Source organism: Streptococcus sp. 27098_8_75, assembly GCF_041432475.1.
In the GTDB taxonomy this organism is placed as follows: domain Bacteria; phylum Bacillota; class Bacilli; order Lactobacillales; family Streptococcaceae; genus Streptococcus; species Streptococcus gordonii.
The window spans coordinates 57,646-73,028 of sequence record NZ_JAPVZR010000005.1 but is presented as its reverse complement, the minus strand read 5'-3'; the positions used below and the strand labels follow the sequence as shown (position 1 = coordinate 73,028).

The 15,383-nt window shown below is 41.1% G+C and carries 13 protein-coding genes and 1 riboswitch; of the genes, 1 reads left to right on the top strand and 12 read right to left on the bottom strand.

The features are described from left to right. From O3640_RS08885 to O3640_RS08845, 9 genes are all read right to left on the bottom strand, one after another. On the bottom strand, positions 1-870 hold the full coding sequence (locus tag O3640_RS08885) for a branched-chain amino acid ABC transporter permease (RefSeq protein ID WP_008809556.1): 870 nt from the start codon (positions 868-870) through the stop codon (positions 1-3). Between the two features lie 158 nt (positions 871-1,028). Further along, complete coding sequence (locus O3640_RS08880) at positions 1,029-2,195, bottom strand: ABC transporter substrate-binding protein (protein WP_061594369.1); 1,167 nt, start codon at positions 2,193-2,195, stop codon at positions 1,029-1,031. Between the two features lie 89 nt (positions 2,196-2,284). Continuing rightward, a complete protein-coding gene (locus tag O3640_RS08875) occupies positions 2,285-2,554 on the bottom strand; it encodes a YlbG family protein (protein WP_012130691.1) in 270 nt (89 codons plus the stop codon). 77 nt (positions 2,555-2,631) lie between these two features. Next, entirely contained in the window at positions 2,632-3,249 is a 618-nt protein-coding gene (locus O3640_RS08870) for an ATP-dependent Clp protease proteolytic subunit (protein ID WP_256262209.1), read from the bottom strand. A 172-nt stretch (positions 3,250-3,421) separates the two neighbouring features. Beyond that, the gene (upp, locus tag O3640_RS08865; RefSeq protein WP_002903228.1) at positions 3,422-4,051 is read right to left on the bottom strand and encodes a uracil phosphoribosyltransferase; all 630 of its coding nucleotides are present in this window, start codon (positions 4,049-4,051) and stop codon (positions 3,422-3,424) included. A gap of 97 nt (positions 4,052-4,148) precedes the next feature. Further along, positions 4,149-6,809, bottom strand: a complete 2,661-nt coding sequence (gene mgtA, locus O3640_RS08860; protein ID WP_268723244.1) for a magnesium-translocating P-type ATPase — start codon at positions 6,807-6,809, stop codon at positions 4,149-4,151. A gap of 272 nt (positions 6,810-7,081) precedes the next feature. Further along, a riboswitch (M-box (ykoK) riboswitch) is annotated at positions 7,082-7,238 on the bottom strand. Between the two features lie 83 nt (positions 7,239-7,321). Next, positions 7,322-8,488: a MalY/PatB family protein gene (locus tag O3640_RS08855; RefSeq protein WP_223361940.1), complete on the bottom strand. Its 1,167-nt coding sequence runs from the start codon at positions 8,486-8,488 to the stop codon at positions 7,322-7,324. Between the two features lies 1 nt (position 8,489). Continuing rightward, positions 8,490-9,584, bottom strand: coding sequence for a cystathionine gamma-synthase (locus O3640_RS08850; protein ID WP_223361939.1), 1,095 nt, complete (start codon positions 9,582-9,584; stop codon positions 8,490-8,492). 151 nt (positions 9,585-9,735) lie between these two features. Further along, a complete protein-coding gene (locus O3640_RS08845) occupies positions 9,736-11,367 on the bottom strand; it encodes a polysaccharide biosynthesis protein (protein ID WP_223361938.1) in 1,632 nt (543 codons plus the stop codon). A gap of 97 nt (positions 11,368-11,464) precedes the next feature. Between O3640_RS08845 and O3640_RS08840 the strand changes: the two genes are divergently transcribed. Next, positions 11,465-12,910: a UDP-N-acetylmuramoyl-L-alanyl-D-glutamate--L-lysine ligase gene (locus O3640_RS08840; RefSeq protein ID WP_045773097.1), complete on the top strand. Its 1,446-nt coding sequence runs from the start codon at positions 11,465-11,467 to the stop codon at positions 12,908-12,910. 253 nt (positions 12,911-13,163) lie between these two features. On the opposite strand, the gene O3640_RS08835 is transcribed toward O3640_RS08840, so the two are convergent. The 3 genes from O3640_RS08835 to O3640_RS08825 form a co-directional block, all read right to left on the bottom strand. Further along, positions 13,164-13,817 (bottom strand): DUF1803 domain-containing protein, encoded by a 654-nt coding sequence (locus tag O3640_RS08835; protein ID WP_045773096.1) that lies wholly within the window; start codon positions 13,815-13,817, stop codon positions 13,164-13,166. Then, positions 13,810-14,322: a YiiX/YebB-like N1pC/P60 family cysteine hydrolase gene (locus tag O3640_RS08830; protein ID WP_045773095.1), complete on the bottom strand. Its 513-nt coding sequence runs from the start codon at positions 14,320-14,322 to the stop codon at positions 13,810-13,812. Before O3640_RS08830 ends, O3640_RS08835 begins: the two co-directional genes overlap by 8 nt. Positions 14,323-14,412: 90 nt before the next feature. Beyond that, positions 14,413-15,348, bottom strand: a complete 936-nt coding sequence (locus O3640_RS08825; RefSeq protein WP_002899779.1) for a manganese-dependent inorganic pyrophosphatase — start codon at positions 15,346-15,348, stop codon at positions 14,413-14,415. Positions 15,349-15,383 lie beyond the last annotated feature (35 nt).

Below are 15,383 nucleotides of genomic sequence, written 5' to 3'. Positions count from 1 at the left end.
TTACACCTTCTCTTTCACGTTTTTCCCAAGGATTCCCGCAGGACGAATTAACAAGATGATAATCAAAATACCATATACAATCGCATCACGGAAGTCTGACATACCAAAGGCTGTTGCAAAGGTTTCTAAAAGACCAATAACAAAACCACCCAAGGCAGCCCCTGGAATAATTCCGATACCACCCAATACAGCGGCAACAAAGGACTTAATACCTGGAGTCATCCCCATTAAAGGCTCTAATGAGTTATAGTAAAGAGCGATAAGGACACCTGCTGCTCCTGCTAGTGCAGAACCCAATGCAAAGGTGAAACTAATGGTCCTGTTGACATTAATCCCCATTAATTGAGCAGCATCACTATCTACCGAAACTGCCCTCATAGCTTTCCCCATCTTGGTCTTTTGTACAATAAATTGCAAAGCCAACATCAAGAAAATAGAGATTCCTAAAATCATCAACTGAATATTTGAGACTGTAATAGGTCCTAAGTTAAAACGAACAGTTGGAATCACCTGAGGGAATGGTAAGGTACTAGCACCGACAAAATAAACCATGAGGTATTCCAAAAGGAAGGAAACCCCAATTGCTGTAATTAAGGCAGCAATACGAGTTGAATTTCGTAATGGGCGATAAGCCAGAAATTCAATGACAACCCCTAAAATAGCTGTTCCAATCATAGCCACAATTAGAGCTAAAAAGAAATTTAATTTCAATGAATTGATGAGGAAATACCCCATAAAAGCACCCATCATATAAATATCACCATGGGCAAAATTGATGAGCTTAATAATACCATAGACCATGGTGTAACCTAGGGCTAACAGTGCATAGACACTTCCTAGAATTAGACCATTGACAAGCTGTTGGAGCATAAGACACCACACTTTCTAATATAATAAAATCGGGCAAGAGACAAACTCAATCCTAGAAATTGAATTCATCACCTCACCCGCAGAAAGGAACTGTATTCTGATTTAAATACAATTCCTTTTCCTTCTTTTGTAAGATTCTAGAAATTCAGTTGAATTGCTTAGTTTGGTTTTACTGTTTCCACAGTATCAACTTTACCATCTTTCAAGCCAATCATCAAGGCTGACTTAACTGGGTTATGATTTTTATCCATTGTGATAGAACCAGTCACCCCTTCGAAGTCTTTCAACTTAGCAAGGTTTTCTTTGATATCAACTGAGTTTTTCGCACCCTTAGAAGCTTCTGCTACCATATAAACAGAGTCATAAGCAAGAGCAGAGAACATTGATGGTTCTTCATTATACTTCGCTTTATATGCTTCCAAGAATTTCTTGGCTTTAGCTGTCATATCTCCGCTAGTTGAGTAGCCAGATACGTAGTAAACATTAGTTGCAGCTGCTGGAGTTGCTTGTGAGATAAACTCTTCACTGTTAAATCCATCTCCACCAACAATTGGTTTGTCAATTCCGATACCACGAGCTTGGTTTACGATTTTACCAGCTTCAGTGTAGTAACCTGGAACAACTAGGGCATCAAAGTCTTTACCTTTGAATTTAGTTAAAGCTGCTTGGAAGTCCGTATCTTTTGAGGCAAATGTTTCAGTTGCAACGATTTCACCCTTGTACTCTTCTTGGAAAGCCTTAGCCATTCCTTTTGCATAGTCACTTGAGTTATCGTAGTAAAGAACAACTTTTTTAGCTTTCAAATTGTCTGTGACATATTTGCTAAGAATTTTTCCTTGGAAACTATCGATGAAAGTTGCACGGAACAAGTAGTCTTGACCTTTTGTCAAATCATCCTGAGTACCACTTGGAGTAACCAAAGGAACAGAAGCTTTGGCAGCATTTGTAATCGCTGCACCAGTACCACCTGAAGTCGCAGGGCCAATGATGGCATTTACCTTAGCCTGGGTCACCAAGTTTGTAGAAACTGTAGAAGCTTCACTCAACTCGGATTTATTATCCTTATCTGTAACTTCGATTTGTTTGCCGTCTACTCCACCTGCTTTGTTGATTTCATCAACAGCTAACTTAGCACCTTTTTGTTCAGCAGTTCCATAGGAAGCAACGTCACCAGTTTCTTCGAAGTTGAAACCAATTTTAAGTGTCTTGCCAATCTCAGTTCCTGAAGCAGAGCCAGAATTTCCTGTTGTAGAAACCTCTCCACAGGCTGCTAGCAATGCAACACTTGCAAGACTAACCAAAGTTAATGCAAATTTTTTCTTCATCAAAATGTTCTCCTTTATGTGTATTCAAAACTATATAGTAAGAATATACCGAATTATCAGAAAATTGTCAATATAAAAACAAACGCTTTTTAAATGATAACGTTTTCCTCTTGACGATATAGACTACCAACGAAGTTTTTGTCCAATTCCTGAATATGACAGGCACGAACTTTTTTTACAAATTTTTCCTGTCCCAGCTTCTTCTGCAAGTCTTCCGCCTGCGTCTTTGGTATATAAAGCTGAAGATACCGACGTTTTTTAGAATGGTAAACTATATCTCCAAAAGCAGCAACTTTTTTTACATCACGATTATAATAAAGATAAACAATTATTCCAACTCGTTCTTCTTTTTGATACATAAACGATCCTTCCCAAACTAGAACTACTTACTGATTATATCAAAAAAGCCCCTTAGGGGCAATTTGATTTTATATGATTAACTCAAATTATTGTTAGCCATGATCTCATCAATGAATCCATAAGCAAGAGTTTCTTCAGCACTCATCCAATAATCACGTTCTGCATCAGCATGAATTTGCTCAACTGTTTTACCGGAATTATCAGCAAGAATTTGCTCTAAAGTTTTCCGAGTCTTCAGCAAATGTTCTGCAGCAATAGCCATATCCGTTTGCTGAGTACCACCACCAGTACCTCCCATTGGCTGGTGAATCATGTATTCAGCATTTGGAAGCATAAAACGTTTGCCTTTGGCACCGCTTGATGCGATGATTGTTCCCATGCTCGCCGCCATACCCATAACGATTGTTTGGACATCAGATTTAATAAAGTTCATGGTGTCAACAATAGCCAATCCTGCTGAGACTGAACCACCTGGTGTATTAACATAAAGGTAGATATCCTTGGTGCTATCTTGTGCATCCAAGAAAAGAAGCTGAGCAATGACTGAATTAGCCATGTTGTCCTCGACCGGTCCAGTCAACATAATAATACGATCTTTTAATAGACGTGAGTAAATATCATAAGAACGTTCCCCACGGCTTGTTTGTTCAATAACTACAGGAATCATAGTTTTCTCACTTTCTGTTAGTTGGATTTTCTATCAAATAGGAAATAGAATATTCAAAGGATGAATCTATTATAACTCTTTGGTCAATAAAGGTCAAATTTTTGAATCGATTAGGAAGTATATTGACCTTGAGAATCCTATTCTTCAAAACAACTCTACTTTCCTATTCTTAGATTTCGGATCCGCCTTCAGCAAAACCTTATTTGGTTCCGAACAAGCGGTCTCCAGCATCTCCCAATCCTGGTACGATATAACCATGGTCATTTAGATGGTCATCCAAGGCAGCCGTGAAAATATCGACATCTGGGTGTGCTTCCTGCAAGGCTTTCACTCCTTCTGGTGCAGAAACTAAACATACAAATGTAATGTGGCTAGCACCACGTTTTTTAAGAGAATCCACAGCTAAGATCGCAGAACCACCTGTAGCTAGCATTGGATCGACAACGAAAATCTGGCGTTGGTCGATATCTTCTGGTAGCTTAACTAAGTATTCAACTGGTTTCAAAGTCTCTTCATCACGGTACATTCCAATGTGGCCGACCTTCGCTGCTGGAACCAAGCTTAGAAGTCCATCGACCATGCCAATACCCGCACGAAGAATAGGAACAATTGCTAATTTTTTCCCTGCAATCTGCTTTTGAATGGTTTTCGTAATCGGTGTTTCAATTTCGACATCTTCAAGTGGTAAATCGCGCAAGACTTCATATCCCATGAGCATTGCGATTTCATCAACTAATTCACGAAAAGCCTTGGTAGAGGTATCTGTACGACGCAAGATAGACAATTTATGCTGAATTAGTGGATGAGCGATAACTTCAAGTTTTCCCATGATTGGATTTCCTTCTTTCAATTTATTCTTCTTATTATATCAAAAAAAGACTGAAAAGGCTTGCCATAAGCAAACCTTTTCAGAGTTTTTCTTGGTTCTAAAGCCATTCCTTATAACGCTTGATATACAAGTGTTTAACAAAGGTTACACTAACCATGTAAAGCACAATAATCAATAGGAGGAAAAGGAAATATGCTCCATTGAGCGGAGCTGTTTTGAGAACAGACGCAAAAAGGCTGTATGGCAAGGAAGTAACAAAGAGAACAGCCGCCATGGTGGTAACAATGACAGACAAAGCAGGACGACTTTGCACAAAAGGCAGCTTAGGGGAGCGTAACATATAAATAACCATAGTCTGGGTCCACATAGACTCAATAAACCACCCAGTTTGAAAAAGAGTGATAAAGGTCGCCGCCTGTTCAGTGCCAGCTTGATAACTGCTTCCTGTTATCATAGGAACAATGATAAAGTAGAGGGCTAAGTATGTCAAAACATCAAAAATGGATGAGATAGGCCCAATCCAAGCCATAAAGCGAGTAATAGAGTTAGCAGACCAAATCCGTGGTTTCTTGAGAAATTCACTGTCAACGTTATCGAAAGGCAAAGCTATACAGGACAGATCATAAACCAGATTAAGAACAATCAGATGAACTGGTGCCATAGGCAGAAAAGGTAAAAAAATACTGGCAAAGAGGAGAGAAAAGATATTCCCAAAATTGGAACTGACCGTCATCTTAATGTACTTAGTCATGTTGGCATAGACCTTGCGTCCCTCTACCAACCCTTTCTCCAGAACCATGAGGTCCTTATCCAGCAGAATGACATCTGCCGTTTCCTTGGCTATATCGACAGCTGTATCAACAGAAATCCCAACATCTGCTACTTTCATTGAAGGAGCATCATTGATACCATCACCCATGTAGCCAACCTTGTGTCCATTGGCTTTGAGTTGAAGGATGATCCGAGCTTTTTGATCAGGAGAGAGCTTAGCAAAGACCGTTGTATTCTCTACTGCTTTGCTCAATTCCTCATCTGATAAAGCATCTACCTCTACGCCTAGCAAGATATTTTCTACATCAAGGCCAACCTTTTCACAGACTGCCTGAGTAACCTTTTCATTATCACCTGTCAAAATCTTAGTGGCAACACCGTACTCAGCCAAGGTTTCAATGGCTGGAGCTGCAGATGACTTAGGCGGATCCAGAAAGGCTAGGTAGCCCGTCAAAATCATATCAGACTCATCCTTGACCTCATAGTCATAATCTTCTTCTAAGTCTGACTTGTAGCTAACACCAAGCACGCGCAGCCCTTGCTCATTAAGTTGAGCCACTTCCGCAAGAATTTCCTGACGAATTTCCTCAGTCAGTTCCGTAATACGATTCTTGTATTCCACATAACTAGAGATCGCCAGCATTTCCTCCAAGGCGCCCTTGGTCACCATGCTGATGACATCTTCATCATCCTTGACGATGACGCTCATGCGACGACGCTCGAAATCAAAGGGCAGTTCATCAATTTTCTTAAAGGTTTGGTCTAAATCACGAACAAGCTCATGCTTCTCTGCTTCTTTCTCCGTCCGGTTGATGATGGCCCGATCCATGAGATTTTTGAGTCCGGTTTGATAGTAGGAATTTAGAAAGGCACGACGGAGCACTGCCAAATCCAAATCACCATGAATATCCAGAGGGTATTCCAAGACAATCTCGTCTTGGGTCAATGTGCCCGTCTTATCCGTACAAAGGATATCAATAGCTCCTAGGTCCTGAATAGCATTCAGTTTTTTGATCACGACCTTTTCCTGAGCCATGATAATAGAACCTTTGGCCAGGCTGGCTGTGATAATCATAGGTAGCATTTCTGGAGTCAAGCCAACCCCAACACTAAGAGCAAAGACTCCTGCTTCCAACCAGTCTCCATCTGTCAGTCCGTTGATGAAGAAAACAACAGGAACCATAACGAGCATCAGACGAATCAAGAGCCAAGAAATGCTATTCATATCACGCTCAAAAGAAGTCGGCTCATCGTAGGTGTTCAGCGTCTGCTCAATGGCTCCCATCATGGTCTCGTCACCAACTACCAGCACCAGAGCTGTTGCCCTTCCGGAAATAACGTTGGTTCCCATGAAAGCCAGCGACTCTGTTTCTAAAAGGCTATCAAAGTTTTGCCCATCAGCCTTAGCAAGACACACCTTTTCTACTGCATCACTTTCGCCTGTCAGGCCAGACTGCTGAACGAAGAAATCACGTGATTCTAGCAACAAGACATCTGCAGGTATCATGTCTCCAGCACTAAGCTTGATGATATCTCCTACAACAATCTCATCAATGGGAAGTTCTTGTTCTACTCCTTCTCTGATGACTGTAGCCGTGTTGACAATCAGCCGAGATAGATTGCTAGCAGCTCGGTCACTCCGCAATTCCTGAATAAAACGAATACCTCCAGAAATCAAGACCAGAACGACAATGATGATGGAAGTTGTCGGATCTTCCTCTCCGGGCTTAGCCAGCCAGACATTGGTCACTAAGGACACCAGAGCAATTACTAGTAATATAACCGTAAAGGGGTTGATAATAGATTCGTAAATTTTCTTTAGAATAGAGTCTTCCTGACCCTTTGTGATGATATTTTCCCCATAGAGGTCACGATTTTCTTCGACCTGCTCTTCTGTCAGGCCACGAAAGGCGGTCTTGTAAAAGGCCAAGGTTTCTTGCATAGGAAGCTGCAAAGCAGCAACTAATCTTTCTTTTACTGTTTTCATTGGTTTCTCCTTCATGTATGAATAATCTAGTTCATACACAGAGACCAATCACTTTATAAGGACCGAACGACACAAATCAGCGATTGGCTGTGTATGTGCGGTTCCGGATGATCGTCAATTTGCATCGCGTGTCCCCTTTCTTTTTCTTAAGTAGCAGGCAATCAACTATTTGTATACTTGAAAAATTTTCAAGAAAAAAGAATACCCCGCCAATTCTCGGCAGGGTTGTTTGCATGTCAGGTTATTCGCCTCATTGTTTTAAACACAGATAAAGCAAGTATTTACCGTTCAAGCTTTAACTCCATAAGGCAATGAAATGAGCTTAGTCTTGACCTTGGCGATCAGGACTGTTGACCAACGAGTAGTGTCTCCACTGCTTTGCGGTAGTCACCCGTATCCTTATGGTAGCCTCACCTACCGATTTTCCATTCTTACTATACTCCTCTTTGCAAGGATTGTCAATAAAGAAATCACTAATTTTAAAATTTTTTGCAAACCTATGCTAAAACCCACTATTTAGGCAAAACAGCTCCAATACGTTTACAAATTTCTACAACCATATCCTTTGGTGCTGCTGCATTCAGTCGAGCATGACTCTTTCCTTCTTGACCAAAGTCGCTTCCCCTATTCAGGACGACCTTTGCCTCTTCCCTCAGTAACTGGAAGAGTTGATCATCAGCCAGGCCATAATCTGAAAAATCCAGCCAAACTAGATAGGTTCCTTGGGGCTTCATAACCCTCAAGCGTGGTGCCTCTTTGGCAAAATAATCAACTACAAAATCGATATTTTCCTCCAAGACTGTCTTAAGTTCTGTCAACCAGGATTTACCATAACGGTAAGCAGCTTCTGTTGCCACAAAACCAAGGCCTGAAATTTCATGTTGGTTGTTAGCCAGTTGGCGATTTTTAAACTGATGGCGCAGGCTAGGATTCTCAATCACAGCATAGGAATTTTTAGTTCCAGCAATATTAAAGGTCTTAGTTGCACTGGATAAAATCAGGCTAAAGTCCTTAAAATCCGGAGAAACAGCATTGAAGGACTGGTGTTCATTCCCAAACAATGTCAAATCTTGATGAATTTCATCTGATACCAGAATGACACTGTACTTTTTGCAGAGGCGGCCAATTTTCTCTAACACTTCCCGTTCCCAAACTCGCCCTCCGGGATTGTGAGGATTACAGAGAACATAAATCTTGACTTCGTTATCTACGATGTCCCTCTCCAGCTGCTCAAAGTCAATCTGAAAAAGGCCGTCTTGCTCTACCAAAGAGTTGGTAATCAGTCGACGATTATTGAGCTTGATAGAGCGAGCAAAAGGTGGGTAAACAGGAGTGTTGATTAGAACGGCATCGCCTTCCTTAGTAAAGGCCTGGATAGCCGTTGAAATAGCAGGGACAACTCCTTCGATAAATACCAAGGCATCCCTATCAAAAGCGTAGCCATGCTCATCCCGTTCCCAATCTAGCACAGCCTTAATCAACTCCTCACTAGCATAGGTATAGCCATAGACTAAGTGATCTGCGTAATCATGAACAGCCTGTTGAATTTCAGGCAGGACTTCAAAATCCATGTCCGCAATCCAGGCAGGCAGGACATCTCTATCTTCTTCAGCTTCTTTCCATTTATAAGTATGATGGCCAAAACGATTAGGGGCTGTTTCAAAATTATATTTTTCCATACTAGTCCTCCAAGGCAACTCGTAAGTCAGCCACTAAATCTCGGCTGTCCTCAATCCCAATTGACAGGCGCAACAAATCATCAGTCAATCCATAGGAATGACGTACTTCAGCTGGAATGTCAGCGTGAGTTTGAGTTGTCGGGTAGGTAATCAAACTCTCCACTCCTCCCAAACTTTCTGCAAAAGTGAAGACTTTAAGACTGTTTAGGAGATGAGGGATCTTTTCTTCATCTACAATCTTAAAGGAGATCATACCACCCTTGCCTGGATAGAGAACCTCTTTTACTGCAGGAGATTGCTTTAGAAAAGCAACCACTTCCTGGGCATTCTGAGTAGAGCGCTCCACGCGGAGAGCCAGTGTCTTAAGGCCACGTAAAAGTAAATAACTGTCAAATGGAGAAAGAACCGCTCCAGTTGTGTTCAGATTATAGAAAAGCTTATCATAGATATCCGCGTCATTGGTCATAACGGCTCCAGCCAAGACATCATTGTGCCCGCCTAGATACTTGGTCGCAGAGTGCAGGACAATATCAGCACCATCTTCCAACGGTCTTTGGTAAATGGGACTGTAAAAAGTATTGTCTACTATTACCCTTGCACCACTCTCATGAGCCACTTGGGAAATACGAGCAATATCAAACTCTACCATAAGAGGATTGGTTGGTGTCTCAATATAGACAATATCTATATCTTCTATCAATTTGTTCAGAAGTTCTTCTTCTGTATTAGCATAGGTGAAGGCGAATCGTCCTTCTGCTTCAGCCTGTGCAAACCAGCGGAAAGAGCCACCATAGAGATCTCGAACAGCCAAAACTTTGCTTCCGACTGGAAAAGCACTAAAGGCCAGCACAATAGCCGACATACCAGAACTAGTCGCAAGAGCATAATCTGCACTTTCGATAGCAGCCAGAGTCTCCTCCAGGCTAACACGTGTTGGATTCTTGGTCCGAGTGTAGTCATAACCAGTTGATTGGCCAAACTCTGGGTGCTGGTAGGTCGTTGAAAAATGCAGGGGTGTTGTTAAGGCACCAGTTGTTGCATCCGTTTTCACCCCAGCTTGGGCCAATATGGTATTCAAGTTTAATGCTTGACTCATTTCTTATTCCTCACAATCTCGTAAATCTTATTCTATTGTAACATCTTGTGAAAGTTCTGCGCTTTGTTCTTTTCAAGAGCTAGGTATAGTCTGAAACTATATAAAAACCCCAGCCTTCAAGTGGCTGAGGTAAATAGTTATGAATTAACATTTAAGAAATATGGAATTTCCTTCTCAAACTGCTTGCTTTTGCCTCTCCTACGAAGCGATCAAGCAAACGAACACGCAAGGCCAAGCCACCATAAACTGCAATACCAACTCCACCAATTAGAACCAAATAAATCATACTTGAGACACGTCCAGCTGGATGGAAAAAGAAACCAAGAAGCAAATCAGCTAATGCAATGACAACTATCATTAAAAGCGTTAAAATACAAGTCAGTAAACTACGTTTGATCAGGTTTTGAGGATTGAGTCCTGTGATATCACGAATTTCACGATACATAAAGACGATTGGAACAATCAGACCAATTGTCGTTGAGAGCAGAGGCCCGTAAGCTCTGAATAGCCAAATCAGAGGAATTTGTAAGATCAACTTTACCACAACACCGTATAAGAAATAAACAATGGCCTTACGGTTTTGGAAGAGGGCTTGAATCATGGGAGCTAGCACTGTATAAAAGCTCAAAATAATTGTCTGTATAAGGGCAAATACAAAAAGTCCCAAAGCAAGTTTATCTGGCTGACCATAAAAGACCGTATAGAGAGGCCGAGCAACCAGAACGGCACCAATCGTTGCAGGTAAGATAAACAAAAGCAACATGGTTAGGTTGTCCTGAATCAAACGAGCAGCAGCCTTAAAATCTCCCTTGACATAATTCTCTGTCAGAAGCGGAATCCCAACCCCACCAATAGAAGTCGCTACAGCAATCAAAATCATAGTTATTTTATTGGGATTAGCCGAGAAGTAACTAAACATGACTAAGAGCTGGGTATTAGTGTAATCCGTAAACCAACTCATTACATGGATGAAGGTCATCTGATCAATAATTTGGAAGAGCTGGATAGCCGATCCAGTGATAATAAAAGGAATGGCTTCACGAATCGTATCCCAAAGCAAAGCTCTGGTATCGATACTGCTTCCGCTTGGCGATTTTTTCAAAATTGCTTGGAGCATATTTTCCTTAGAAAGGAAATAAGCCAAAACTCCTACACTGGCAATCATCCCAATAAAAGCAGCAAATGTTGACTGAGTGACTGCAGAAACATAATCTTTTGAACCAACATTCATGATAAAGAAGGTCGCAAGGAGCATCCAAATGATTCGAATCAACTGCTCAGCCACTTGACTGATTGCATAAGGTTTTAAATTGTTAAAGCCTTGGAAAAATCCTCGGATAACACTCATAGAAGGGAAAATCAGCACCGCCCATGAGAGACTTTGCATGATTGGAATCAAATCTTTCCCGCCACCAGATAAACTAGCAAAGAGAGGAGATAGAAGATACATGATTATTCCAAAAACAGCACCAAGAAACAACATGAACTTGAGAAATTCTCTGATTAGGGTAAAACTATGTTCCCTTTGATCAATCGTATTGTATTTAGCCACTTGCTTGGCTACAGCAACTGGAATTCCAGCTGTTGAAATCAGCAAAAACCAAGCATAAATGTTGTAGCCCATAGTGAAAAGACCATTAGCCTCCGCACCATGCTTGCCCATCCAAATATACCAAGGAATAATATAAATAGCCCCCAAAAGACGGCTAATAAAGTTTCCAGCAGTCAGCCAGGCAGTTCCCCGCAGCATCTGCTGCTGCTGACTTGTCGTTTCTTGACTCATACGATCAAACCTCATCTTATCATTTAATAGCTTTTATCCTATTATAAACTTTTCCTTTCCTCTTGTAAAACCCAGCCATTAAGTTTACAATAAGATTATGATAAAAATTGAAACAATAATAGATATTTTAAAAAAAGATCATAATTTTCGTGAAATCATCAAAGACGGCCACTACTTCTTTCATGACGGTGGACTGACTTTTGACAAAATTAGCTATGATAGCCGTAATGTGACAGATTCGACCCTCTTCTTTGTTAAAGGCGAAAACTTCAAAAAAGAATTCCTAGAAGGTGCTGTAGAGTCTGGCCTGAAATTTTATATCAGTGAGAGCGATTTTGAAGTAGGAATCCCTGTACTTGTTGTTAATGATATCAAGCAGGCTATGAGCTTGATTGCCATGGAGTTTTATGGTAATCCGCAAGACAAGCTTAAAATTTTAGCCTTTACAGGAACCAAGGGAAAAACAACGTCTGCTTACTTTGCCTACCAAATCCTATCGCAAAGTCACCGACCAGCCCTCCTATCCACCATGAATACCACCTTAGATGGCAAGAACTTCTTCAAGTCCAGCCTAACAACGCCAGAGAGCTTAGATTTATTTAAAATGATGGCCCAGGCTGTAGCTAATGACCGCACTCATCTGATTATGGAAGTTTCCAGTCAAGCCTATCTAAAAAAACGTGTTTATGGTTTAACCTTTGATGCCAGTGTTTTTCTCAATATCAGTCCTGATCATATCGGGCCAATTGAACATCCCACTTTTGAAGACTACTTCTACAATAAACGGCTCTTGATGGAAAATAGCAGAGCAGTGGTTGTTAACAGTGGCATGGATCATTTCCAAATCGTGAAAGAGCAAGTCTCTTCGATAGAACATGATTTCTATGGAGAAAACTCTAGCAACACCATCATAGATTCTCAAGCCTTTAGCTTTGAAGCAAGTGGCAAGCTAGCTGGAAAATACGACATTCAGCTTATCGGGCGTTTCAATCAAGAAAATGCTCTAGCTGCGGGCCTCGCCTGTCTTAGACTAGGTGCTAGCTTAACAGACATTCAAAAGGGAATTGCTCTGACTCGTGTTCCGGGACGAATGGAAGTACTGACCCAAAAAAATGGTGCTAAAGTCTTTGTTGATTACGCTCATAATGGAGACAGTTTAACCAAACTGCTCAGTGTAGTCCAGGAACATCAAAAGGGCCAGACCGTTCTTGTTCTAGGAGCAACTGGAAACAAAGGGGAAAGTAGACGAAAGGATTTTGGAATCTTACTCAATAAACACCCAGAGATTCAAGTCATCCTGACTGCTGACGACCCTAATCGCGAAGATCCTGTAACCATTGCCAAAGAAATCGCTAGTTATATATCCCACGATGTCACCATTATCGCTGATCGTGCTGAGGCTATAAAGGTAGCAATGAGTCTTACTGAACAAGAAGGAGATGCTGTTATTTTAGCCGGTAAAGGGGCCGATGCTTATCAGATTGTCCACGATAAAAAAGTAGCCTATCTAGGTGACTATCAAATTGCAGAAAACTATCTATAACAATAAAAAGAGAGTTAACATTTAACTCTCTTTTTAGTTACAATTATTTATTCAAGCTAGTGTTAATACCTTAAACTGCGTCTTCAACAGCACCTTTTAGCATCTCCAATGACTTCTTTTACTTTGGAGATTGTCTTTTCTACAAGACCTTTCGTTTCTGTTTTGCTGTCTCCTGTCTGCTTTCCTTGTTTTTCCTTTTAAACTGAAAAATCTCTCATTTTTAAATCTCAAGAGTTCTGATTCTTCTAAAATATCAGTTCAAACGAAAACTCAACTTTTCCTTGTCAAAGCTAGCCTCTAGCTCGTATTTACCTGCTTCGTTTTGCCGAATATAGCCCAAGATTACGAGGCTATCGACAAAAATGTCCCGCCGCTTCTGCATGAGCTCATCCTTGCGGACATATTTGAGAAGAAAGGTCGTCATATACTTAAGTGCATACTCTGGATTGACATCGCCCAAGATCGCATAGAGAGGTTTTTGTGCTTCAGACAGCGGATATTGATGCTCCATTTTATAAAAATAATTAGCCAAAGTCAGCTCATCCCGCAGAAAATCTGTCTCTTCCAGCAAGACCGCCGCATTGGTCTGATTGGAAAGCTGGGTCTCAAAGCGTAGCTCCAACAGTTCCTGATAGAGGGGACTGTCATCACGGATAAAGACTTCCTGGTCCAATTGCAAATCCTCCAAACTTTCCAAAAGAGGCAGTGATAAGTAATATCGCTTGTTCTCCCGCTTGATGTAGCCAGCCTTAATGTAGTCCTCGATTGAGCGATCAATATTAGCTACACCTGCAAATTCTCGCTTTATCTCCCGCAAAATAACCTCTTCATGTTGATCCAAATAATCAATCAGCTCCTGAAAAAATGGCTGGCGTGTCAAACGGCTGGGATTGATAATTTTAATCATGGAGTTCTCCTTTATAGATAAGTTTGCTTGACTGAGCCAACTGGCTAGGATTCGTTCCGGGCTGATTTAAAGGCACATCTAAGTCCAATTCTCGATAATAAGCCTTCCAAAAATCAGAAATCAGATTTTCCTCATCGCCAAACTGCATGGGAATCGTATCAAAAATCGGCAAAATTTCCGCAATATACTCCGAACAGTAAAAACCATCGGACTGCGGATAAAAGCCGAAATTGTAAGGCTTTCCTAGATGCAATTTGGCCTTTTTAAAGACAGCATCTGCATCAATAGCTGGATAGCGATACACGTCATAAACATCGTCATCCTGTAAAAAATCAGACAAATCTTGATTGACAACACCATTCTCATGGGTTGCATGATAAATATCTCCATTAAAAAATATGGCCACGTGGCTATATGAACCAGTTGCTGCTCGAATGGCTTCAGCAATTTCTGAAGATCCGACTGTAAAAATCAAATCTCCGTCTTGTAAATCTTGAATCTTCATTTCTCTCGCCTATCAAAAAAGGAGTCAAAACTCCTTTTAGGTATGAGGGGGATAGCCCCTCCTAGTAATTTTTTTCGTTAAATGAGCTCTTTAAGCATTAAAACTTTCTGTTAGTTGAGGCACCACTTGCTTCTTACGAGAAACAGCGCCTGCTAGGAAAGCATGGTTGTTTTCAAGAACAAAGTTGAAAGCTGCTTCAACCTTATCCATGTTGCTTCCGATAGCCAAAATTTCTGAGTTTGAGTTGATGATGTCTGTAATCATCAAGACAAAGTCAGAGTAGCCATTATCAGCGATTGCTTTTTCAATAGCAGCTTCGATTTCTGCTTGACGCTCCAAAACTTCTGCAATGTCAACAGTATTGACCTGTGCTACACGGACATTGTTTCCATTCAACTCAAATGTTTTCGCATCGATGTCAATCAATTCTTCTGCAGACTTGCTAGCCAAGTTTGTACCTGCCTTAAGCATTGCCAAACCATACTCTTCCAAGTTTACACCAGCCAGCTCAGCCAATTCTGGTGCAATGACCTTGTCAGTCGGATGAGTAGTTGGTGACTTGAGCAAGAGAGTGTCAGAGATCAAACCAGACAGCATCAATCCTGCAATTTCTTTTGGAACTGCTACGCCATGCTCCTTGAACATGCGGTAAACAATAGATGAAGCAGAACCAACTGGCTCCAAACGCATGTAAAGTGGACTAGCTGTTTCAAAGTTAGCAACACGGTGGTGGTCAACTACACCATAAACTTCAACTTCAGCGATATCTGCTACAGACTGCTGGAATTCATTGTGGTCTGTCAGAATAACCTGCTCAGCACCCTCTGCCTTAGCAGATGTAATCACGCGCGGTGCAGCTACACCAAAGTAATCTAAAACAAAGGCAGTTTCTTCATTAGGCTCTCCCAATGCAACAGCTTCTGTATCCAAGCCATAAGCTTCACGAGCCAAGTAAGCAAAAGCGTAAGATGAACCAATGGCATCTGAGTCAGGATTTTGGTGACCGAAAACTAAAATTTTAGACATGATAAACCTCTTTTTTATATAAACTTTATTGCATT

Coding starts and splice junctions, on each gene's coding strand:
- O3640_RS08885 (WP_008809556.1), bottom strand. CDS start 870: ATGCTCCAACAGCTTGTCAATGGTCTAATTCTAGGAAGTGTCTATGCA.
- O3640_RS08880 (WP_061594369.1), bottom strand. CDS start 2,195: ATGAAGAAAAAATTTGCATTAACTTTGGTTAGTCTTGCAAGTGTTGCA.
- O3640_RS08875 (WP_012130691.1), bottom strand. CDS start 2,554: ATGTATCAAAAAGAAGAACGAGTTGGAATAATTGTTTATCTTTATTAT.
- upp (WP_002903228.1), bottom strand. CDS start 4,051: ATGGGAAAACTTGAAGTTATCGCTCATCCACTAATTCAGCATAAATTG.
- mgtA (WP_268723244.1), bottom strand. CDS start 6,809: ATGAAAACAGTAAAAGAAAGATTAGTTGCTGCTTTGCAGCTTCCTATG.
- O3640_RS08855 (WP_223361940.1), bottom strand. CDS start 8,488: ATGGAAAAATATAATTTTGAAACAGCCCCTAATCGTTTTGGCCATCAT.
- O3640_RS08850 (WP_223361939.1), bottom strand. CDS start 9,584: ATGAGTCAAGCATTAAACTTGAATACCATATTGGCCCAAGCTGGGGTG.
- O3640_RS08845 (WP_223361938.1), bottom strand. CDS start 11,367: ATGAGTCAAGAAACGACAAGTCAGCAGCAGCAGATGCTGCGGGGAACT.
- O3640_RS08840 (WP_045773097.1), top strand. CDS start 11,465: ATGATAAAAATTGAAACAATAATAGATATTTTAAAAAAAGATCATAAT.
- O3640_RS08835 (WP_045773096.1), bottom strand. CDS start 13,817: ATGATTAAAATTATCAATCCCAGCCGTTTGACACGCCAGCCATTTTTT.
- O3640_RS08830 (WP_045773095.1), bottom strand. CDS start 14,322: ATGAAGATTCAAGATTTACAAGACGGAGATTTGATTTTTACAGTCGGA.
- O3640_RS08825 (WP_002899779.1), bottom strand. CDS start 15,348: ATGTCTAAAATTTTAGTTTTCGGTCACCAAAATCCTGACTCAGATGCC.